The following is a 20,317-nucleotide window of genomic DNA, read 5'->3' as shown; positions in this document are numbered from 1 at the left end:
GATTTTACTTAGTGGATTGTTTCTGTTGCTGCACTATTGAGCAGACAGCCCCGAATCTATGCCTGACAGCGGCGCGCGCTTCTGCGAGAATAGGCGCCGACCCCGTTTCAACTCAACACAGATGGATCCCCTCTCTGATGGCAGCAAAGATTATTGACGGTAAAACGATTGCGCAGCAGGTGCGCCTTGAGGTTGCAGAAAAAGTGCAGCAGCGCCTGGCCGCAGGTAAACGCGCGCCCGGCCTGGCGGTTGTGCTGGTAGGCGAGAACCCGGCTTCGCAAATTTATGTAGGCAGCAAACGCCGCGCCTGCGAAGAAGTTGGCTTTATCTCCCGCTCTTACGATCTGCCTGCCTCTACCAGCGAAGCGGAACTGCTGGCGCTGATTGATAAACTCAACGACGACGGCGAAATAGACGGGATTCTGGTTCAGCTGCCGCTTCCGGCAGGCATTGATAATGTCAAAGTGCTGGAGCGCATCGCGCCGTCGAAAGACGTGGATGGTTTTCATCCTTACAACGTAGGCCGCCTGTGCCAGCGAGCGCCAAAGCTGCGTCCCTGCACGCCGCGCGGCATCGTAACGCTGCTGGAGCGCCATAATATCGATACCTTTGGCCTGAATGCGGTCGTGGTTGGCGCTTCCAATATCGTTGGCCGCCCGATGAGTATGGAGCTGCTGCTGGCAGGCTGCACCACTACTGTTACCCATCGCTTCACCAAAGATCTGCGTCACCACGTTGAGCATGCCGATCTGTTGGTCGTGGCCGTAGGCAAACCGGGTTTTATCCCTGGCGACTGGATTAAGCCCGGCGCGATTGTTATTGATGTCGGCATCAACCGTCTGGAAAGCGGCAAAGTGGTAGGCGATGTCGATTTCGAAGCCGCCGCAGAGCGCGCTTCTTTTATCACGCCGGTTCCGGGCGGCGTCGGCCCGATGACCGTAGCCACGCTAATCCAGAACACCCTACAGGCGTGCGAAGAATTTCATGATGGAGCAGCAGAATAATGGCAACTTTTTCTTTGGGAAAACACCCGCACGTGGATTTATGCGATCTGCTGAAGCTGGAAGGCTGGGCGGAAAGCGGTGCTATGGCTAAAACGCTGATTGCCGACGGCTACGTTACCGTGAATGGCGAAGTGGAAACCCGCAAGCGCTGCAAGATTGTCGTAGGCCAGACCGTGGCTTTTGATGGCAACAGCATTACCGTAGTCGAGTAACCGCCAAAAGTATTCAGGGGCCGCGGCCCCTGAATAGTCTCTTACTTGCGACGCCAGCTGGTGCCCTGCGGCCCATCTTCCAGGATAATGCCCAGTTCGTTCAGCTTGTCCCTGGCTACATCAGCCTGCGCCCAGTTTTTCTCTTTACGCGCGTCGTTACGCATCTTGATCAGCGCTTCGATTTCTGCGACTTCTTCATCGTTGCTCTGCGCGCCGCTTTGCAGGAACACCTCTGGATCCTGCTCCAGCAGGCCCAGCACGCCAGCCAGCTCGCGCAGTTTCGCCGCCAGCGCGTTGGCTGCCGACATATCCTCTGCTTTCAGACGGTTAACGTCTCGCGCCATATCGAACAGCACAGAATAAGCCTCTGGCGTATTGAAATCATCGTCCATCGCTTCGCGGAAGCGGGATTCGAACAGCTCGCCGCCGCTGGCCTGCGCCTGAGGGTCGGTGTTGCGCAGCGCGGTATAAAGACGCTCCAGCGCCGCACGAGCCTGCTTCAGGTTATCTTCGCCGTAGTTAAGCTGGCTGCGATAATGGCCCGACATCAGGAAGTAGCGCACCGTCTCTGCATCGTAATGTTCCAGCACATCCCGTACGGTGAAGAAGTTATTCAGTGATTTGGACATTTTTTCACGATCGACCATCACCATGCCGGAGTGCATCCAGTAGTTGACGTAGGGGCCATCGTGCGCGCAGGTAGACTGCGCGATTTCGTTTTCATGGTGCGGAAACATCAGGTCGGAACCGCCGCCGTGGATATCAAAATGATCGCCCAGCTGTTTGCAGTTCATGGCGGAGCACTCAATATGCCAGCCAGGACGCCCTTCGCCCCACGGCGAAGCCCAACCCGGTTCGCCCGCTTTAGACATTTTCCACAGCACGAAATCCATTGGGTTGCGCTTAACATCGGCGGCCACTTCCACGCGTGCGCCAGCCTGAAGCTGCTCCAGATCCTGGCGCGACAGCAGACCGTAGTCCGGGTTGCTGGTTACTGAAAACATTACGTCGCCGTTGCTGGCAACGTAGGCATGGTCGCGTTCGATGAGCTTGCTGACCAGCTCGATGATATCCGCAATATGGTGAGTGGCGCGCGGCTCGCTGTCCGGCGGCAGAATATTTAGCGCGGCGAAATCCGTATGCATTTCTGCAATCATACGGTTGGTCAGCACCTCGATTGTTTCGCCGTTTTCGTTAGCGCGCTTGATAATTTTATCGTCAATATCGGTGATATTGCGGACATACTTCAGCGAATAGCCCAGATAACGCAAATAGCGGGCGACCACATCGAAAGCGACAAAGGTGCGTCCATGACCAATGTGACAAAGATCGTAAACGGTGATGCCGCACACGTACATGCCGATTTTACCGGCATGAATAGGTTTAAATTCCTCTTTTTGACGACTCAGGGTATTGAAAATCTTTAGCATTGAGACATTCCGTTTTTAACGTGTGCGATCGTGACAGTGAAACTCATATTCTGACGTATTGTTAACGCAAGCGCCATGCAAAGCAAGGCTCCGCCCGCTCTCCTTTATGCGGCGGTGCTGACGCGTCATCACATTTTGTGATATAAGAGCCCTCTGTTTTACAGTCCGTCGGCCCTGTTATGCGGGTCGCGGCGGTTAAATTTACCCCCTTCAACCTTTACAGGATGAGAATATGGTCACTTTCCAGACTAACCATGGCGATATCGTTATTAAAACCTTTGACGACAAAGCGCCTGAAACTGTTAAAAACTTCCTGGATTACTGCCGTGAAGGTTTTTACGACAACACCATTTTCCACCGTGTTATCAACGGCTTTATGATCCAGGGCGGCGGTTTCGAGCCGGGCATGCAGCAGAAAGCCACCAAAGCGGAAATCCGTAACGAAGCCAACAACGGCCTGAAAAACACCAAAGGCACCCTGGCGATGGCCCGTACTCAGGCGCCACACTCCGCTACCGCGCAGTTCTTTATTAACGTGGCGGACAACGACTTCCTGAACTTCCGCGACGAAAGCCTGCAGGGCTGGGGCTACTGCGTCTTCGCTGAAGTTGTGGAAGGTATGGACGTGGTTGAGAAGATCAAAACCGTTGCTACCGGCCGCAGCGGCATGCACCAGGATGTGCCAAAAGAAGACGTTGTGATCCAGAAAGTCACCGTTAGCGAATAATGTCGCATACGCTATTTATCGCAGATTTACATCTGTGTGCAGAAGAACCGGCAATTACTGCCGGTTTTCTTGCTTTTTTGCGGCGTGAAGCGTTTCAGGCCGATGCGCTTTACATTCTTGGCGATCTCTTCGAGGCCTGGATTGGCGATGACGACCCTGAGCCGCTGCATGCGGAAATTGCCGCCGCTTTAAATGCGCTACAGCTTGCTGGCATCCCCTGCTACTTTATTCACGGCAATCGCGATTTTTTGCTGGGTCAGCGCTTTGCCAAAGCGTGCGGCATGCGCCTGCTGCCGGAAGAACAAGTGCTGGAGCTTTATGGCCGTCGGGTACTGATTATGCACGGCGACACGCTTTGTACCGATGACGAAGGCTATCAACGCTTTCGCCGTAAGGTGCACCAGCGCTGGCTGCAAAAACTTTTCCTTTCACTGCCGCTGTTTCTTCGCCAGCGCATCGCAAGAAAAATGCGCGATGGCAGTAAACAGGCCAACAGCAGTAAAGATGTGGCCATTATGGATGTCAACGCCGAAGCCGTACAGGCGGTCTTAAGCCGCTATCAGGTGCAGTATTTAATCCACGGCCATACGCACAGGCCAGCCGTTCATAAGCTTAACGTTAACGGTGTAGCCGCCGAGCGCGTTGTGTTGGGTGCGTGGCATACGCAAGGCTCCATGATAAAAGTCAGCGCCGAAGAAGTCGCGCTTATCTCTTTCCCTTTCTGAGCGCTAAAATCGCCGTATAGCGCCGCTTTATGGGCATAGCAAACGTTTTCCTTACTGGTCAGTCATGATATTCTCTCTCTCCTTCCTTTCCGTCCCGACCGACGGATGATGTTTGTATAATCACAGGAGTCAGACCCGCATGTCTTCCAACGCCGCATCGGCCCGCATTGCTATTGTTATGGGTTCCAAAAGTGACTGGGCAACCATGCAATTTGCCGCGGAGATCCTCACCAGCCTGGCTGTTCCTTTCCATTGCGAAGTGGTTTCAGCGCACCGTACGCCGGACAAGCTGTTCAGCTTTGCCGAACAGGCCGCAGAGAACGGCATTCAGGTTATTATCGCTGGCGCTGGCGGCGCGGCCCATTTACCCGGCATGCTGGCGGCGAAGACGCTGGTGCCCGTGCTGGGCGTGCCGGTGCAAAGCGCGGCGCTGAGCGGCGTTGACAGCCTTTATTCGATTGTGCAGATGCCGCGCGGCATTCCGGTAGGCACGCTGGCGATTGGCAAAGCGGGTGCAGCCAATGCAGCGCTGCTTGCAGCCCAGATTCTGGCGCTGCACGATGGTGAACTGGCAAGCCGCCTGCACGCCTGGCGCCAGAGCCAGACGGATGAAGTGCTGAACAATCCGGACCCGCGGGAGGAAGCATGAAGCCAGTATGCGTATTAGGAAATGGCCAGCTGGGCCGTATGCTGCGCCAGGCCGGCGAGCCGCTGGGTATAGCCGTTTATCCCGTCGGGCTGGATGCTGAACCCGAGGCGTTGCCCATCCAGCAAAGCGTGATCACCGCAGAAATCGAACGCTGGCCGGAGACGGCGCTGACTCGCCAGCTTGCCGACCATAATGCCTTTGTTAACCGCGATATTTTCCCGCTGCTGGCCGATCGCTTTACACAAAAACAGCTGTTGGATCGGCTGGGTCTGGCAACTGCGCCCTGGCAACTGTTGAGCGACGCGGCCGAATGGCCGGAAATTTTTACCCGTCTGGGCGAGCTGGCTATCGTCAAACGCCGCACCGGCGGCTATGATGGCCGCGGCCAGTGGCGTTTACGCCAGGATGAAACTTCTTCTCTGCCTGCCGAATGCTATGGCGAGTGCATTGTAGAACAGGGCATTCACTTTTCCGGCGAAGTTTCTCTGGTCGGTGCCCGCGCGCGCAACGGCAGCACCGTATTCTACCCTCTGACCCATAACCTGCATCAGGACGGCATCCTGCGTGCCAGTGTGGCCTTGCCAAAGCCGGATGCCGCGCGCCAAAAGCAGGCTGAAAGCATGCTGGCAGCTATTATGGACGAGCTGGATTACGTGGGCGTCATGGCAATGGAATGTTTTATCGTGCCGGAAGGTTTGCTGATCAACGAACTGGCGCCTCGCGTGCACAACAGTGGCCACTGGACGCAAAACGGTGCCTCCATTAGCCAGTTTGAGCTACATTTGCGTGCAGTCCTGGACTTGCCGTTACCGACGCCGGTAGTCAACACGCCTTCCGTGATGATCAACCTGATCGGGACGGCGGTAAATCTGGTATGGCTCCGGCAACCGCTGGTACGCCTGCACTGGTATGAAAAAGAGGTTCGTCCAGGCAGAAAGGTAGGTCATCTTAACCTGAACGATATCAGTCATGAATCGCTTCAGCGCGCGCTGGAGGCGTTAACGCCTGATTTACCAACAGGTTATGCCAGCGGTCTTGCCTGGGCGAGCGAACAGCTGAAAAAGGACAGTGCTTAACTGTACTTAAGTATGGCTATCATTTCATAGCTTAACATCGTATTGTATTGGCGAACAAAACAATAAATACATAGCATTATTAAGTAATTAGAAGTTTTTTTTGCCAACACCAAGGGAGCCATTCGCAGATCGTCGTTATAAATACGTTAATTTTTTTATAGTTTACGTGTTTATGGTCTGGTTTGGTTCTCCCGCCCTCCCCCGATTAACCAAATAGTGCCTTTACGGCAAACTTAAGTTTCCTCGTATGCTTTAAAAAGTTAGCATAGTCTTTCAGACTGGCCGAACATTTTTTCATCTTAATCAATTATGAACGCCTGGTTATTTTAAAAGCGGAATTAGGTTTAGTTTTAAAGATATGATAAAGTTGATTGTTAAAGCTGGCAGCCTTACTTGCTCAAGGAGATAATAACGTGGCTAAATCATTTTTTAGTAATCAGGTTATCAACTCCTCGATAAAAGATTACCTTGAGAAGAAGCTGTCGCAGTTCAGCGATGTAAAATATGCCTATGCGATTATGAGTAAGCGCAATCCGGCAGATTTCTCTATCATTTCTAACCGCCAGGAATGGTTTAAAGTTTATATCGAAAACAATTTTCAGTTTATCGATCCTGTTTTAATTACCGCTCTGTACAGAGTTTCACCGTTTTCGTGGGACGAAAACATTATGCTCAGCAAAGGCGTAAAGGTCCCAAAACTATTTGATATGGCTCGGAACCATAACATTATAAATGGCTACACCTTCGTTCTTCACGACCATCTTAATAATCTTGTCGTTCTCTCAATAATGCTTGATCACCACTGCGACAATAATTTTGAAGAAGTGATTCGTAGCAATCAAAGTGCGATTCAAATGCTGTTTATTAATACGCATGAGAAGCTAACCTCGCTGTATCAGGAGCAGGCGAAGAAAGCGGATTTTGATGAGATGAACTCGCGGGAAATTTTTTCAAAACGCGAGAACGAAATTATTTACTGGGCCAGCGTGGGCAAATCTTATCAGGAGATCGCGCTCATCCTTGGCATAAAGCTTACCACGGTTAAATATCATATTGGCAATGCAGTAAAAAAACTGGGCGTTACCAATATGAAACACGCCATCAGGTTAAGTATAGAGTTACAGCTAATCAGGCCGGTTTCGGCTGATGGGGAATAAGATTGGCCAACTGTCCAGCGACAGGTTTAGTTCAGGCGCTTTCGCGTGGATAAGATCGATTAAAATACGCTGATTCCTGTCATCTACCGGCATAAAGATTAAAAATATTTTCTCTTTTTTCTCGGAAAAGCTCTGTGCCTCCACGTTAATCCTCCAGCCGGAACGTTTAAAAATTAGGTACATAGGGTGACTGACAATAGCGTATATGCCGTCATAATGATAATGTCTGGCATAGTTGATCATTGATAAGAAGAGCAGCGCGCTGACAGGTTCATGGCGAAGCTTTAACGTCGTCATCCTTTCCTTATCGATAAAAAGACGGCTGGCTTCTACATAGTTTCCCTCCGGGAGCCTATAGTTTTTAAACCAGGTGTGAAAAGTGCCGGTAATCATATTGGGATGTTGGGTTTCGATAAAACGCAGGCTGCATACACAGACATCTTTGTGAACCCCAAAAATATAGGTCGTATGTTGGTTGTCGTACTCGTCAAATTCCATTTCATTATGGCTGTTAACCATCCAGTTAAGCCTGTCTTTAAACACTCTTTTTCGCAAGCTAAATAGCTCATTCGCCTTTATCTCCGAAAGATAACAATATTTTATATCTAACAGGTCCAACATTTAATTTATTACCCTGCTCTACTGTTCAGGCTACAACTGCCCAATTTTACCCGCGGGGAAAATTTGAGCTGCTGCAACAAGTGAATAGGATTAGCCCATCCTTGAGCAGAAAAATAATGATTAAGATCGGTGTATACTGGCTTTCAGGTTACTAAAGAACCTGAAACGACAGGAGTTTTTACTCGTTTCAATAATTTAAGGCCGGTATCAACCGGCCTTTATTCTAAGCTGCATTATAGCTTCTGAACAACGCCTTTCCTTTGAGAAGCCTGATACCCAGCCAGCCGCCGCAAACGGAAAGTATACAAGTTCCTGTTAACGGTAAGATTAACCACAGCAGGTAATCGGGCTGCCAGGGAAAATCAAATATTTTGCGCTGTAATCCCCACAGCGCCGCCTCTGCGCCTATGGTTGCAGCAATGCCTGAGACGCAGCCCAGTAACGCAAATTCACACCACAGGGTGCGGCGCAGCAGCGCTTTGCCAGCGCCCAGCGTACGATAGACCACCAGCTCCTGCCTGCGCAGGCGCATACCCACCTGAATCTGTGCCAGCAGCAGCAGGATGCCGCAGGCGGTCACCAACACCACCATAATTTCCAGCGCCTGGCTGACCTGTGCCAACACCTGCCCTATCTGGCGCAGGATGCTACCGATATCCAGCAGGCTAAGCGTAGGAAAAGCACGATTCAGCTGCGCCAGCAGCGCGTTATCGTTTTCCAGCCGGAAGCTGGTCAGCCAGGTTTGCGGCTGCCCGTTCAGCGCGTCGGGAGGGAAAATAAAAAAGAAATTGGGCTTAAGGCTTTCCCAGTCTACCTTACGCAGGCTGCTAATTTTCGCCGTGAATGTTTGCGTATCGCCGGTAAAGGTTAGCGTATCGCCCAACCCAACGCCCAGCCTCTCTGCCAGCGCCTCTTCTATTGATACCTCGCCCTCTTTCGGCGGCCAGCGCCCGGCGGTCAGCGGATTATGATCGGGTAGCTGCGCCAGCCAGGTCAGGTTCAGTTCACGATTCAGCGCATTATCCAGCGTGGGATCGGCGGGCTTTTGGTTGATATCCGTCAGGCGCGCCCGAACTATTGGGTAAAAGGTTTGCGGCTCAATGCGATGCTGCTTCAGGAAATCCCTGACCTGTGGAACCTGCTCCTGAGTCAGGTTAAGCAAAAAATAGTTGGGACTGTCCGGCGGAAGCTGCTGTTGCCAGCGGTCGAGCAGATCGCCGCGCATCACCAATAGTAAAGCGAGCAGCATAAAAGAGAGTGAGAAAGCGGCCAGCTGGCTAAAAGTGGCGGAAGGCTGGCGCAGCAGCCGGTTCACAGCCAGACGGAAAGCAAGATTCCGCACGCGCAGGCGCCGCAACAGCAGTAGCCCGCCCCAGCCTAAAGCGCCCAACAGCAGCGTCAAAAGAAGGATGCCGATAATTAATGCCCAAAGCAGTTTGCTGCTGCCGACCAGCAGCGCCAGCAAGGCTATAATCGTCACCGCCATCACCGGCAGATAAAACTTTAGCGGCCAGACGGCGGCTATCGCATCGCGCCGCAGCACGCGCAGCGGCTGAGTGGCCAGCAGCAAACGATAAGGCCGTAATCCTACCAGCAAAGAAATGGCAAACAGCGAGCCAATCGCCCATAGCCAGGGCCAGAAACTGGCCGCAGGCAATTCGCCGGGCAATACTGCTCTGAGCATATGGAGCAGCAGCGCTTCAAACCCCTTGCCGACAAGACTGCCGCACAGCGCCGCCAGCAGCAGCACGGCAAGCCATTGCCCGATGATAAGCTTACGTAAGGCTGCCCGGCCTGCGCCCAGAGTTTTTAGCACGGCTACCAGATCGTATCTGCTGCGGCAGTAATGGTTCATCGCCACCACTACGGCGGCAATCGCCAGCATTAACGTCAGCAGTGCTGAAAGCAGTAAAAACTGCTGGGCGCGCTGCATTGATTTGCCGAGCGCATCCTCTGAGTTTTCCACGCTTATCCAGCGCTGTTCGGGTTTGAGATTCGCCGCGATAAAACGATCGTAGTTCGCCAGCTGTGAAGGCGTACCGGCGAATTTATAGCGCCACGTCAGGCGGCTGCCCGGCTGCACCGCGCCGGTTTTGGTCACATCGGCCAGGTTCATCAGCAGGCGCGGCGCGGTCTGGAAAGGGTTAAAACCAGCGTCCGGCTCCTGAATTACCGTACCCGCTACGTGCAGAGTCGCATCACCGACATCCAGTTCGCCGCCCGCCTTTAAATTCAATAATGCCAGCAGGCGCGGCGCGGCCAGCACTTTGCCCGCTTCAGGCCGTAAATCGGCTGGTTCCGTGGTCAGATCGCCGAACATAGGATAACGATCGTCCACTGCTTTTACAGCAGCCAGCTGTGGCGTCTCGCCAGCAAAAGTCATGGTCATAAACGTCAGCTGACGACCAACCTGCAAGCCCTCGCGCCGGGCCTCGTCGAGCCAGGATTCGGGAACCTCACGCGAGCTTTGCAGCGTGCGATCGCCTGCCATAAAGTCGCGGCTCTGCTGCGTCAGCCCTTTTTCCATTCTGTCGCTCAGTGACCCCAGCGCCAGTACGCAGGCCACCGCCAGCGTTAGCGCCAGCCAGACAATCAGCAGCGAAGGCGATTTCCACTCTCGCCAAAACCAGCGCCAGATCATGCTTCCTCCTGAAGTTTGCCGTCGCGCATCCTCAATCGCCGGTCGCAACGGGCAGCCAACTGCTCGTCATGGGTTACCAGAATCAGAGTGGTAGCGAAATCCCGGTTCAGCGAAAACAGCAGATCGGCGATGCGTTCGCCGGTATGACGATCCAGATTGCCGGTTGGTTCATCAGCAAACAGCAGCGCCGGTCGGCCGCTAAAAGCCCTTGCCAACGCCACGCGTTGCTGTTCGCCGCCGGAAAGCTGCGAAGGCAGATGATCCAGACGGCCCGCCAGCCCCAGCTGGGTCAGCAGATTTTTGGCCTGTTCACGGCTTTGTGCATCGCTCTCGCCGCGCAGCAGCGCCGGAAGCTGCACGTTTTCCAGCGCATTTAGCGTTGGCACCAGCATAAAAGACTGGAAGACGAAACCAACGCTTTCAGCCCGCAGCGCCGCCCGCTGCTCCTCATCCATCTGATGCAGCGGCCTTCCCAGTAAAAACACCTCGCCTGCGCCGCCATCGTCCAGGCCTGCCAGGATCCCCAGCAGCGTCGACTTGCCGGAGCCGGACTCGCCAACCAGCGCGATGGTCTCCGCCGGTTTGACAACCAGCTCAACTCCGGTAAGGATGGAAAGCTGATGCTCACCCTGACCGACGGACTTACTAAGACGATGAACTTCAAGAATGTTTTCCGCTGGCATTACCTTATCCTGTTATTGTTGGCCCTGACGACGCTGCGCGTGACGGCAGCGGACAAGCTGCTGGTACTGGGCGACAGCCTGAGCGCAGGCTACCGCATGTCCGCCAGCGCCGCGTGGCCGGCGTTGCTTAATAATAAATGGCAGCAATCTCCCGTTATCATTAACGGTAGCATAAGTGGCGATACGGCGGCGCAGGGGCTGGCCCGCCTGCCCGCCTTGTTAAAACAGCATCAGCCTCGCTGGGTGCTGATTGAACTGGGCGGCAACGATGGTTTGCGCGGTTTCCCGCCAGCGCAGCTTGAACAGCAGCTGCGGCAGATTATTTTGCAGGTAAAAAAGGCCAATGCGCAGCCGCTGCTGATGCAAATTCGCCTGCCCGCCAACTATGGCCGCCGCTATACCGAGGCCTTTAGCGAGGTTTATCCAAAGCTGGCGAAAGAATTTTCCGTGCCGCTGCTGCCCTTTTTTATGGAGCAGGTTTACCTGAAGCCGCAGTGGATGCAGCAGGACGGCATCCATCCCAATCCTGACGCTCAGCCCTTTATCGCCGATTTGATGGAAAAAGCGCTGGCTCCGCTAGTTAACCATGAGCAATAGGCCGTTACAGAGGTTTTACAGGTAAAGTTATGCAAAAAACAGTAGTCATTACCGGCTGTTCCAGCGGAATCGGTCTGGTTGCCGCCAACGATTTGCTGCGGCGCGGCTATCGCGTGCTGGCCGCCTGCCGCAAGCCGGAGGACGTGCAGCGCATGCATGAGCTGGGTTTTACCGGTATTGAAATGGATCTGGACAGCAGCGAAAGCGTGATTCGCGCTGCCGAAGAAATCCTGAAGCTGAGCGATAACCGGCTTTATGCCCTGTTCAATAACGGCGGCTTCGGCGTCTATGGCCCGCTCACCGCTATCAGCCGCCAGCAGATGGAACAGCAGTTCGCCACTAATTTCTTCGGCACGCATCAGCTGACGATGCTGCTGCTTCCGGCTTTGCGCGCCTCTGGCGACGCGCGGATCGTTAATACCAGCTCGGTAATGGGATTAATTTCCACGCCTGGCCGTGGCGCCTACGCGGCAAGCAAATATGCGCTGGAAGCCTGGACGGACGCGCTGCGTATGGAGCTACACGGCAGCGGCGTTCAGGTTAGCCTGATTGAGCCAGGCCCGATTGCTACCCGCTTCACCAGTAATGTCAATCAGGCCGAGCGGGATAAGCCGGTTAAAAATCCCGGTATCGCCGCCCGCTTTACGCTGCCGCCGGAGGCGATTTTGCCGAAACTGCGCCACGCGCTGGAGAGTCCGCGGCCCCGTCTGCGCTATCCTGTGACGTTGGTCGCTCATGCGCTTAGCCTGTTACGCCGTTTGCTACCGGGCCGGATGCTGGATCGCATTTTGCGCGGTAAAACGGCGCCCGCGTCAACAAAACCTTGAAGCCAGGGCATCTGCCCCAATAGAGTAAGAAACCCAGTAGAAAGAGACGAATTCATGTCACCACAAGCTGCCATTGTTACTATTAACGAAAGCAACCTTCATCAGACGCTTGAGCAATCCATGCAGGTGCCGGTGCTGTTTTATTTCTGGTCAGCGCGCAGCGCGCACTGCCAGGAGCTGACGCCGGTGCTGGAGCGTCTGGCGCAGGAGTATGCCGGCCAGTTTATCCTTGCCGAGCTGGATTGCGATGCCGAGCCTGCGGTCGCGCAGCAGTTTGGGCTGCGCTCTATCCCTACCGTTTATCTCTTCCAGAACGGCCAGCCGGTAGACGGCTTCCAGGGCCCGCAGCCAGAAGAAGCAGTGCGCGCATTACTGCATAAAGTGCTGCCGAAAGAAGAAGAGTTAAAAGCGCAGCAGGCCATGCAGCTAATGCAGGAAGGCAAAACGCTGGAGGCGCTGCCGCTGCTGAAAGAGGCCTGGCAGCTAAGCAAGCAAAGCAGCGAAATCGGCTTTTTACTGGCCGAAGCCTTAATCAGCCTGAACCGCAGCGATGAAGCGCAGGCGGTGCTGGACGTGGTGCCGCTACAGGATAAAGATACCCGTTATCAGGGCCTGATCGCCCAGATCGACCTGCTGAAGCAGGCGGCCGACTCGCCGGAGATCCAGCAGCTGCAGCAGCAGATTGCCGCCGATCCGGATAACGCAGAGCTGGCGACCAAACTCGCTATTCAGCTGCATCAGGTTGGCCGCAACGAAGAGGCGCTGGCGCTGTTGTTCGACCATCTGAAAAAAGATTTAGGCGCAGCAGAGGGCCAGGCGCGTAAAATCCTGCAGGAAATCCTGGCCGCGCTGGGCACAGGCGACGCGCTGGCCTCAAAGTATCGCCGTCAGCTTTATTCTTTGCTTTATTAACAGAGCGCTCGGGCTGAATGATTCAGCCCGTAATTCAACAACCCGGAGGTTATATGTTAACAGTGATTCCCGTTCTTATTGTCGTTGCGCTGGTTGTAGTCTGGTCAGGCATCAAAATTGTGCCGCAGGGCTTCCAGTGGACGGTAGAGCGTTTCGGCCGCTACACCAAAACGCTGCAGCCCGGTCTTAATCTGCTGATCCCTTTTATGGATCGCGTTGGTCGCAAGATCAACATGATGGAACAGGTGCTGGATATCCCTTCTCAAGAGATTATCTCTAAAGATAACGCCAGCGTGACCATCGATGCCGTCTGCTTTATCCAGGTAATAGATCCCGCCCGCGCCGCCTACGAGGTCAGCAATCTTGAGCTGGCTATTGTCAACCTGACCATGACCAATATGCGCACCGTGCTGGGCTCAATGGAGCTCGACGAGATGCTGTCGCAGCGCGATAACATCAATACGCGGCTGCTGCGTATTGTCGATGAAGCAACCAATCCGTGGGGCGTTAAGATAACCCGCATTGAGATCCGCGACGTGCGGCCGCCAGCAGAGCTGACTGCCTCAATGAACGCGCAGATGAAGGCGGAACGAACCAAGCGTGCCGATATTCTGGAAGCAGAAGGCGTTCGCCAGGCAGCGATCCTGCGCGCGGAAGGAGAAAAGCAGGCGCAAATTCTGAAAGCCGAAGGGGAACGCCAGTCGGCATTTTTACAGGCGGAAGCGCGGGAACGTAGCGCGGAAGCGGAGGCGCAAGCGACCAAAATGGTGTCGGAGGCGATCGCCGCCGGTGATATCCAGGCCATCAACTATTTTGTCGCGCAGAAATACACGGACGCGCTACAGCAAATCGGCACCTCTGAGAGCAGTAAAATGATCATGATGCCGCTGGAGGCTTCAAGCCTGCTGGGTTCTATCGCCGGTATTTCGGAACTGCTGAAGGAAAGCAAACAAGATCGGGGGGCCTGATGGCAGGTGAATTCTTGTCACATCCTGCCTGGCTATGGCTGTCTCTGGGCGGGCTGCTGCTTGCTGCCGAAATGCTGGGTGCCAGCGGTTACCTGCTGTGGAGCGGCATAGCCGCCGTGCTGGTGGGGCTGCTGGTCTGGCTGGCGCCGCTGCCCTGGGAATGGCAGGGGATCTGCTTCGCGGTGCTGACCGTGCTTTCCGCGCTGTGGTGGTATCGCTGGCTGAAGCAGAGAGATCGTCGTCGGCCCTCTTCCTCGTTGAACCAGCGTGGCAGCCAGCTAATAGGTTCGGCGCTGCTGCTGGATGAACCGCTGCGGGATGGCATCGGGCATGTGCGCGTCGGCGACAGCAGCTGGCGCGTTCAGGCCACTGAGAATTTGCCCGCCGGCACGCCTGTTACCGTGGTTGCGGTAGAGGGCATTACGCTCCGTATTGTCCGGCGGCAAGCCGACAACGCTTCAGAAAGCGAGCAGCACAGCGAAAGCAGCTAACAACGGAAGCCAGCGGCAAAACCATCCCGCTAATCTTTCTGGCGGCAATCGGTCTTTTTACCGATAGCCGCCGTTTAGCGTGCTTTCACGCTGTGGCAGCAGCCCGCCAGATTATTAATGATTGGGCAGTCGGCGCTGTCATCGCCCGGACAGCTGGCCGCCAGCGCCAGCAGCCGCTCGCGCATCAGGTTCAGCTCGCTGATATGCGCTTCGATTTCAGCAACCTTATGCAGCGTTCTGGCTTTCACCTCGGCGCTGTGACGTTGAGGGTTATGAAACAGCAACAGCATTTCGCGGCACTCTTCCAGATTAAAACCCACCTGCCGGGCCTGCCGCAGCAGCGTCAGCTCCTCCAGATGCTTTGCCGTATAATTGCGGTAGCCATTCTCGCCGCGCGCTGGCGCAGTCAGCAGCCCTTTCTCTTCGTAAAAACGAATCGCCTTGCTGGTGAGCCCGGTTTTTTTGGCCACGTCGCTGATGTTCATCTTGTTTCCCGATCGCCTGGTTTCCCCTGATTTTAGCACTTCTGCGCCCGCGAGAAAAAACGCCCCGCCCGGAGCTTGACCTTCCCCTTGATGGAAGGTTTAACCTTAGCGATGAGTGTTAATCCCTGTCGCTAACGCAAAAAGGAAATTCTATGACACAAACGACTTTATTGACGCTGGATGGCCTCTCCTGCGGCCACTGCGTAAAAAGAGTAAAAGAGACGCTGGAACAACGCGCCGATGTAGAACAGGCGGAGGTCTCAATCAACCAGGCTCGCGTAACCGGAGAAGCCGATCCACAGGCGCTCATCGCCGCTGTCGAACAGGCTGGCTACCAGGCTACGCTGGCGGAAGACGCCTTCCCAAAGCCTGAACCGCTGACAGACTCAGAACTCCAGCCGGAAGCGCTGACAGCGGCCTCTAACCAGCTTCCGGCGCAGGATTTTCATCTTCTTATTGAGGGCATGAGCTGCGCCAGCTGCGTAGGCCGTGTCGAACGCGCGTTGCAGCAGGTTCCGGGCATTACTCAGGCACGCGTGAACCTTGCTGAGCGCAGCGCGCTGGTTATGGGAGAGGCATCGCCCGCCACACTGATCGAAGCGGTGCGTGAAGCGGGCTACGATGCCGAAGTTATCGAAGATGAAGGCGAACGCCGGGCGAAACAGCAGCAAACGGCACAGAGTGCGATGCGCCGCTTCCGCTGGCAGGCACTGCTGGCGCTGGCTTTCGGCGTGCCGCTGATGGTCTGGGGCATGTCTGGCGACAACATGGTGTTGACAGCGGATAACCGCCCTGTCTGGCTGACGCTGGGCGTTATCACCCTTGCAATAATGATTATCGCTGGCGGCCATTTTTACCGCAGCGCCTGGCGCAGCCTACTGAACGTTAGCGCTACTATGGATACGCTGGTGGCGCTCGGCACGGCGGCGGCCTGGCTCTATTCCAGCATGGTCACTCTATGGCCCGCCGTTTTTCCGCCCGAGGCGCGCCACCTCTATTACGAAGCCAGCGTCATGATTATCGGCCTGATTAATCTTGGGCATATGCTGGAACAACGCGCCCGCCAGCGCGCTTCGCGGGCGCTGGAGCGGCTGCTGGATTTGACGCCGCCCGTTGCTCGTATCGTGACGGCGGGAGAAGAAAAAACCGTGCCGCTTAGCGAAGTAGTGCCGGGCATGACGCTGCGTCTGACGCCGGGCGATCGCGTGCCCGTCGATGGCGAAATCATTCAGGGCGAGGCCTGGCTGGATGAGGCGATGCTGACCGGCGAGGCGCTACCGCAGGAAAAAAGCAAAGGCGACAAGGTACATGCTGGCACCCTGATGCAGGACGGCAGCGTGCTGTTCTCCGCCAGCGCGGTGGGCAAAAATACTACTCTGGCGCGCATCGTGAACCTGGTGCGCCAGGCGCAAAGCAGCAAACCGGAAATCAGCCGTCTGGTCGACAGAATCTCGGCAATATTTGTGCCTGCAGTAGTAGCTATTGCGCTGCTGAGCGCCGCGATTTGGTATTTTGTTGGGCCTGCTCCACAGGTAGTCTATAGCCTGGTGATTGCTACCACAGTACTGATCATCGCCTGTCCGTGCGCGCTGGGGCTGGCTACGCCAATGTCTCTTACTGCCGGAATGGGCCGCGCCGCTGAATTCGGCGTGCTGGTACGTGATGCCGATGCATTGCAGCGGGCCAGCTCGCTTACCATGCTGGTATTCGATAAAACCGGCACGTTGACGGAAGGAAAACCTCAGGTCGTTGAAATCACCTTATTCGACGATACCACTGAACAGCAGGCGCTATTGCTGGCGGCCGCGCTGGAACAAGGCTCACAGCATCCGCTGGCCCGCGCTATTATCGAACGCGCTGAGGGGCTTTCCCTGCCGGAAGTCGCTGGCTTCCGGTCGCTGGGCGGGCTGGGCGTTAGCGGCCGCGTTAATGGCGAGATGCTCTGGCTTGGCAACCGCACGTTGATGGCACAGCAAAATATAGCCGGTTCAGAGATGGACGAACTGATCGCTTCTCAGGCAGCTAAAGGAATGACGCCGGTTCTGTTGGCGGCGGATGGTCAACTGAAAGCGATGTTTTCCCTACGCGATCCGCTACGTAAAGAAAGCGCGGCCACGCTAAAACAGCTGCATCAACAGGGCTATCAACTGGTAATGCTGACGGGTGACAACGAGCTTACCGCGCAGGCTATCGCCCGTGAAGCCGGTATAGATAAAGTCATTGCCGGGGTTCTGCCAGAGGGCAAAGCCGAAGCGATTGAAAAACTTCAACGGCAGGGTGCGCGAGTGGCCATGATTGGCGACGGTATCAATGACGCGCCCGCGCTGGCCCAGGCCGACGTTGGCATCGCTATCGGCAGCGGCAGCGACGTAGCGATCGAAACAGCGGGGATCACGCTAATGCGTCACGATTTACAGGCGATTGCCGATGCGCTGGCAGTGGCGAAAGCGACGCTGCGCAATATGAAGCAAAATCTGCTGGGCGCGTTTATCTACAACGTCTGCGGCATTCCAGTTGCGGCTGGTGCGCTTTACCCGTTAACCGGAACGCTGCTGAGTCCGGTAGTCGCTGGCGCGGCAATGGCGCTCTCTTCTGTTACCGTGGTCAGCAATGCTAACCGCCTGTTACGCTATCGGCCGTCGAAGCAATAGCTATTCTCAGGCCTTATCTGAAAGCCCGGCCGCCCTCTGTTTTTCAGCCAGTGAAGCCGTTAGCATAAAGGAAACTAACAAGGCGGAATCTATGGGAAAACTCTTGCAGCGTGCAGTGGCGCTATGGCGCAGAATTTCGCCGCCGCGCTATGCCTATCCGGCTCAGGATATGGCGCTCGGCGAGCGTCGCCTGCATCTGGTCGGCAGTATTCATATGGGCACGCAAACCATGATGCCGCTGCCGGCCGCGCTGCAGAAAAAGCTGGCGCAGGCGGATGCGCTAATCGTTGAAGCGGATATCACTTCCGGCGCTTCGCCTTTTAACGAAAGCGAGCTCTGTCCGCCATTAGCGGAGCGGTTAAGCACGGATGAGCTTCAGCAGCTTCAGCGGCTTTGCAGTGAAGTTAATGTGGATATGGAAGTGATAGATGGTCTGCCCGCCTGGCAAATTGCGCTAATGCTGCAGGCGCAGCAGGCCCAACAGCTGGGGCTAAGAGCGAATTACGGCATCGATTTCCAGCTGCTGCGCGAGGCGAAAACGCAGGGGAAAAAGATCCTGGAGCTGGAAGGCCCGCAGGCGCAGCTGGCGCTGCTGAAAGCGCTGCCGGAGAACGGCCTGTCGCTGCTGCAGGATACGCTGAAACACTGGCATACCAATGCGCGCCTGCTGCAAACAATGATTGGCTGGTGGCTGGAAAGGCCGCCCGTAGACAGCCGCCCTGCTTTGCCCGGCACCTTTAACAGCGCGCTGAACGACGTGCTGATGCTGCAACGCAACGAGCGCTGGCGGCAGACGCTGGCGGCACTGCCTTCGGGCGACTACGTGGTGGCCGTTGGCGCGCTCCACCTCTATGGCGAAGGCAATTTGCCCGACCTGTTGAAAAAAGGCTAAAAAAAAGGCCAATATCGCTATCGGCCGTGAATAAGGTCTGTTTTCTGATTTTAGTTCGCCCCCGGCGCATACCGAAGGGGCACAGATTGTCGCCTGAATTTACCGTTTTCGCCAGTATTTTTTTTCACCGATTGGCCGCATAAGGAGAAGCCTGATGACCCCTGCCGTTAAGCTATTGGAAAAACAAAAGATAGCTTTCAGGCTGCACAGCTATGAGCATGACAGCAGCGAAACGCACTATGGCGACGAGGCCGTACGCAAGCTTAATCAGGACGCCGACCAGGTATATAAAACGCTGCTGGTAGCGCTTAACGGCGACGCAAACGCGCTGGCGGTAGCCGTTACGCCAGTCGCCGGGCAGCTGGATTTAAAAAACGTCGCCAAAGCGCTTGGGGTTAAAAAAGTGGAGATGGCCGATCCGCAAATAGCGCAGCGGATCACTGGCTATCAGCTCGGTGGTATCAGCCCGCTGGGGCAAAAAAAACGGCTACCCGTAGTGATCGATCGCCTGGCGCAGCAGTTCTCCACGATTTTTGTTTCTGGCGGCCGCCGCGGGCTGGAGATCGAGCTTTCGCCTGCGGATCTGGCCCGGCAGCTAAACGCCAGCTTCGCCGATATTGCAAAACGCAGCCTGAGCTAGTTGGTCTGCGCCAGAAGCTGGTCGATCATCCAGCGCCCTGCAGGACCTGGCGGAGAAACACGGGACCAGACGACATCAACCGGAATGCTTTGCGGCCAGCCGCCAACCGGCAGCTCATGCAGGACCTGGTGGCCGAACTGTTCCACCAGCCAGCGCGGCAGGATCGTCCAGCCAAATCCCTGCTCCGCCATCTCCAGCAGCAGCAAATAGGAAGGCGCCGACCAGACGCCGTTACCCGTTTGCGGCTGTACTTTTCCCACCCACGTATTCAGGCAAAGCTGGCGTACGCTTTTTAACGCCTCTTCGCTGACCGCCTGCTGCTGTGCCAGCGGATGATCCTGATGCAGATAGATCGCCAGCTGGGTTTTTACCTGTAGCCTTGTGGTAGCGATATCTGCCGGATAATGGGGCTGGACGCGGATCACGCCGATATGCGCTCGTCCGGCCTGTAGCAGATCGATAACGTCGGCATCCTCTGCAATCATGCATTCAAACTCAATATGCGGATAGCGCTCGGCAAACCGCCTTAGCAGCGACTCATGATAGTCCGCCTGCCAGAAGTCGGAAATCGCCATGCTCAGACGGGGTTCCACCTCGCCGGTCAGGCGGATTGCCAGCTCTTCCAGCCGCTCGCTGGCCGCCAGCATTTCTCTGACCTGAATCAGCGCCCGCTGGCCGTTTTCCGTTAATACCGGCGAGCGCGCGTCGCGGCTGAACAGCGCGAATCCCAGATCCGCCTCCAGACCGGCGACGGCGGCGCTAATGGTGGACTGGCTTTTACGTAAGGCTCTTGCGGCCGCTGAAAAGGAGCCGCTTTCTACGGTTTGCACAAAAGCCTGCAGGGATTCCGGTGAATATCGCATCAAAGTATCGCTTTTTCCGATAGGTACTCATTTTATCTTAGCAAAGCTTACAGGCAGAATGCGCTG

The 20,317-nt window shown here is 55.5% G+C and carries 21 protein-coding genes; 15 read left to right on the top strand and 6 right to left on the bottom strand.

The window, feature by feature from the left end; genetic code table 11:
* Window positions 1-137 precede the first annotated feature (137 nt).
* The gene (gene folD, locus ACETPC_RS20330) at window positions 138-1,004 is read left to right on the top strand and encodes a bifunctional methylenetetrahydrofolate dehydrogenase/methenyltetrahydrofolate cyclohydrolase FolD (protein ID WP_380184300.1); all 867 of its coding nucleotides are present in this window, start codon (window positions 138-140) and stop codon (window positions 1,002-1,004) included.
* A complete protein-coding gene (gene ybcJ, locus ACETPC_RS20325; RefSeq protein ID WP_380184299.1) occupies window positions 1,004-1,216 on the top strand; it encodes a ribosome-associated protein YbcJ in 213 nt (70 codons plus the stop codon). Before folD ends, ybcJ begins: the two co-directional genes overlap by 1 nt.
* Window positions 1,217-1,257: 41 nt before the next feature.
* Here ybcJ and cysS read toward each other — a convergent pair whose 3' ends face one another.
* Window positions 1,258-2,646: a cysteine--tRNA ligase gene (gene cysS, locus ACETPC_RS20320; protein ID WP_380184298.1), complete on the bottom strand. Its 1,389-nt coding sequence runs from the start codon at window positions 2,644-2,646 to the stop codon at window positions 1,258-1,260.
* A gap of 232 nt (window positions 2,647-2,878) precedes the next feature.
* Between cysS and ppiB the strand changes: the two genes are divergently transcribed.
* From ppiB to ACETPC_RS20295, 5 genes are all read left to right on the top strand, one after another.
* Window positions 2,879-3,373, top strand: a complete 495-nt coding sequence (ppiB, locus tag ACETPC_RS20315) for a peptidylprolyl isomerase B (RefSeq protein WP_380184297.1) — start codon at window positions 2,879-2,881, stop codon at window positions 3,371-3,373.
* Window positions 3,373-4,098 (top strand): UDP-2,3-diacylglucosamine diphosphatase, encoded by a 726-nt coding sequence (gene lpxH / locus ACETPC_RS20310; RefSeq protein ID WP_380184296.1) that lies wholly within the window; start codon window positions 3,373-3,375, stop codon window positions 4,096-4,098. Before ppiB ends, lpxH begins: the two co-directional genes overlap by 1 nt.
* Before the next feature lie 139 nt (window positions 4,099-4,237).
* On the top strand, window positions 4,238-4,747 hold the full coding sequence (purE, locus tag ACETPC_RS20305; RefSeq protein WP_380184295.1) for a 5-(carboxyamino)imidazole ribonucleotide mutase: 510 nt from the start codon (window positions 4,238-4,240) through the stop codon (window positions 4,745-4,747).
* Window positions 4,744-5,823 (top strand): 5-(carboxyamino)imidazole ribonucleotide synthase, encoded by a 1,080-nt coding sequence (purK, locus tag ACETPC_RS20300; protein ID WP_380184294.1) that lies wholly within the window; start codon window positions 4,744-4,746, stop codon window positions 5,821-5,823. Before purE ends, purK begins: the two co-directional genes overlap by 4 nt.
* 413 nt (window positions 5,824-6,236) lie before the next feature.
* The gene (locus ACETPC_RS20295; RefSeq protein WP_380184293.1) at window positions 6,237-6,980 is read left to right on the top strand and encodes an autoinducer binding domain-containing protein; all 744 of its coding nucleotides are present in this window, start codon (window positions 6,237-6,239) and stop codon (window positions 6,978-6,980) included.
* Here the strand turns inward: ACETPC_RS20295 and ACETPC_RS20290 are convergent.
* The 3 genes from ACETPC_RS20290 to ybbA all read right to left on the bottom strand — a co-directional run bounded on the left by ACETPC_RS20290 (window position 6,948) and on the right by ybbA (window position 10,925).
* Entirely contained in the window at window positions 6,948-7,601 is a 654-nt protein-coding gene (locus ACETPC_RS20290; RefSeq protein ID WP_380184292.1) for an acyl-homoserine-lactone synthase, read from the bottom strand. The two genes, ACETPC_RS20295 and ACETPC_RS20290, sit on opposite strands and share 33 nt — an antisense overlap.
* A 223-nt stretch (window positions 7,602-7,824) precedes the next feature.
* On the bottom strand, window positions 7,825-10,242 hold the full coding sequence (gene ybbP / locus ACETPC_RS20285) for a putative ABC transporter permease subunit YbbP (protein ID WP_380184291.1): 2,418 nt from the start codon (window positions 10,240-10,242) through the stop codon (window positions 7,825-7,827).
* The gene (gene ybbA / locus ACETPC_RS20280; RefSeq protein WP_380184290.1) at window positions 10,239-10,925 is read right to left on the bottom strand and encodes a putative ABC transporter ATP-binding protein YbbA; all 687 of its coding nucleotides are present in this window, start codon (window positions 10,923-10,925) and stop codon (window positions 10,239-10,241) included. Before ybbA ends, ybbP begins: the two co-directional genes overlap by 4 nt.
* Here ybbA and tesA point away from each other — a divergent pair.
* From tesA to ACETPC_RS20255, 5 genes are read left to right on the top strand one after another with little or no spacing between them, the layout of a single operon-like run.
* Entirely contained in the window at window positions 10,896-11,522 is a 627-nt protein-coding gene (gene tesA, locus ACETPC_RS20275) for a multifunctional acyl-CoA thioesterase I/protease I/lysophospholipase L1 (RefSeq protein ID WP_380184289.1), read from the top strand. The genes ybbA and tesA overlap by 30 nt on opposite strands.
* 29 nt (window positions 11,523-11,551) lie before the next feature.
* The gene (locus ACETPC_RS20270) at window positions 11,552-12,349 is read left to right on the top strand and encodes an SDR family oxidoreductase (RefSeq protein WP_380184288.1); all 798 of its coding nucleotides are present in this window, start codon (window positions 11,552-11,554) and stop codon (window positions 12,347-12,349) included.
* 54 nt (window positions 12,350-12,403) lie between these two features.
* Window positions 12,404-13,261, top strand: a complete 858-nt coding sequence (locus ACETPC_RS20265; RefSeq protein WP_380184287.1) for a co-chaperone YbbN — start codon at window positions 12,404-12,406, stop codon at window positions 13,259-13,261.
* A gap of 53 nt (window positions 13,262-13,314) precedes the next feature.
* Window positions 13,315-14,229: an SPFH domain-containing protein gene (locus ACETPC_RS20260; protein WP_380184286.1), complete on the top strand. Its 915-nt coding sequence runs from the start codon at window positions 13,315-13,317 to the stop codon at window positions 14,227-14,229.
* Window positions 14,229-14,720, top strand: a complete 492-nt coding sequence (locus tag ACETPC_RS20255) for an NfeD family protein (protein WP_380184285.1) — start codon at window positions 14,229-14,231, stop codon at window positions 14,718-14,720. The genes ACETPC_RS20260 and ACETPC_RS20255 overlap by 1 nt, the downstream gene beginning before the upstream one ends.
* A 74-nt stretch (window positions 14,721-14,794) precedes the next feature.
* Here the strand turns inward: ACETPC_RS20255 and cueR are convergent, their stop codons facing one another.
* Window positions 14,795-15,205 (bottom strand): Cu(I)-responsive transcriptional regulator, encoded by a 411-nt coding sequence (gene cueR, locus ACETPC_RS20250; RefSeq protein WP_380184284.1) that lies wholly within the window; start codon window positions 15,203-15,205, stop codon window positions 14,795-14,797.
* Window positions 15,206-15,357: 152 nt separating this feature from the next.
* On the opposite strand from cueR, the gene copA reads away from it, so the two are divergent.
* From copA to ybaK, 3 genes are all read left to right on the top strand, one after another.
* A complete protein-coding gene (gene copA, locus ACETPC_RS20245) occupies window positions 15,358-17,856 on the top strand; it encodes a copper-exporting P-type ATPase CopA (RefSeq protein WP_380184283.1) in 2,499 nt (832 codons plus the stop codon).
* 91 nt (window positions 17,857-17,947) lie between these two features.
* The gene (locus ACETPC_RS20240; RefSeq protein WP_380184282.1) at window positions 17,948-18,748 is read left to right on the top strand and encodes a TraB/GumN family protein; all 801 of its coding nucleotides are present in this window, start codon (window positions 17,948-17,950) and stop codon (window positions 18,746-18,748) included.
* Between the two features lie 154 nt (window positions 18,749-18,902).
* Window positions 18,903-19,388: a Cys-tRNA(Pro)/Cys-tRNA(Cys) deacylase YbaK gene (ybaK, locus tag ACETPC_RS20235; RefSeq protein WP_380184281.1), complete on the top strand. Its 486-nt coding sequence runs from the start codon at window positions 18,903-18,905 to the stop codon at window positions 19,386-19,388.
* Here the strand turns inward: ybaK and ACETPC_RS20230 are convergent.
* Window positions 19,385-20,251, bottom strand: coding sequence for a LysR family transcriptional regulator (locus ACETPC_RS20230; protein ID WP_380184280.1), 867 nt, complete (start codon window positions 20,249-20,251; stop codon window positions 19,385-19,387). The two genes, ybaK and ACETPC_RS20230, sit on opposite strands and share 4 nt — an antisense overlap.
* Between the last annotated feature and the right edge of the window lie 66 nt (window positions 20,252-20,317).

Source organism: Pantoea sp. sgz302252 (genome assembly GCF_042610525.1).
GTDB lineage: Bacteria > Pseudomonadota > Gammaproteobacteria > Enterobacterales > Enterobacteriaceae > Erwinia.
This window is presented reverse-complemented; position numbering and strand designations above follow the sequence as displayed.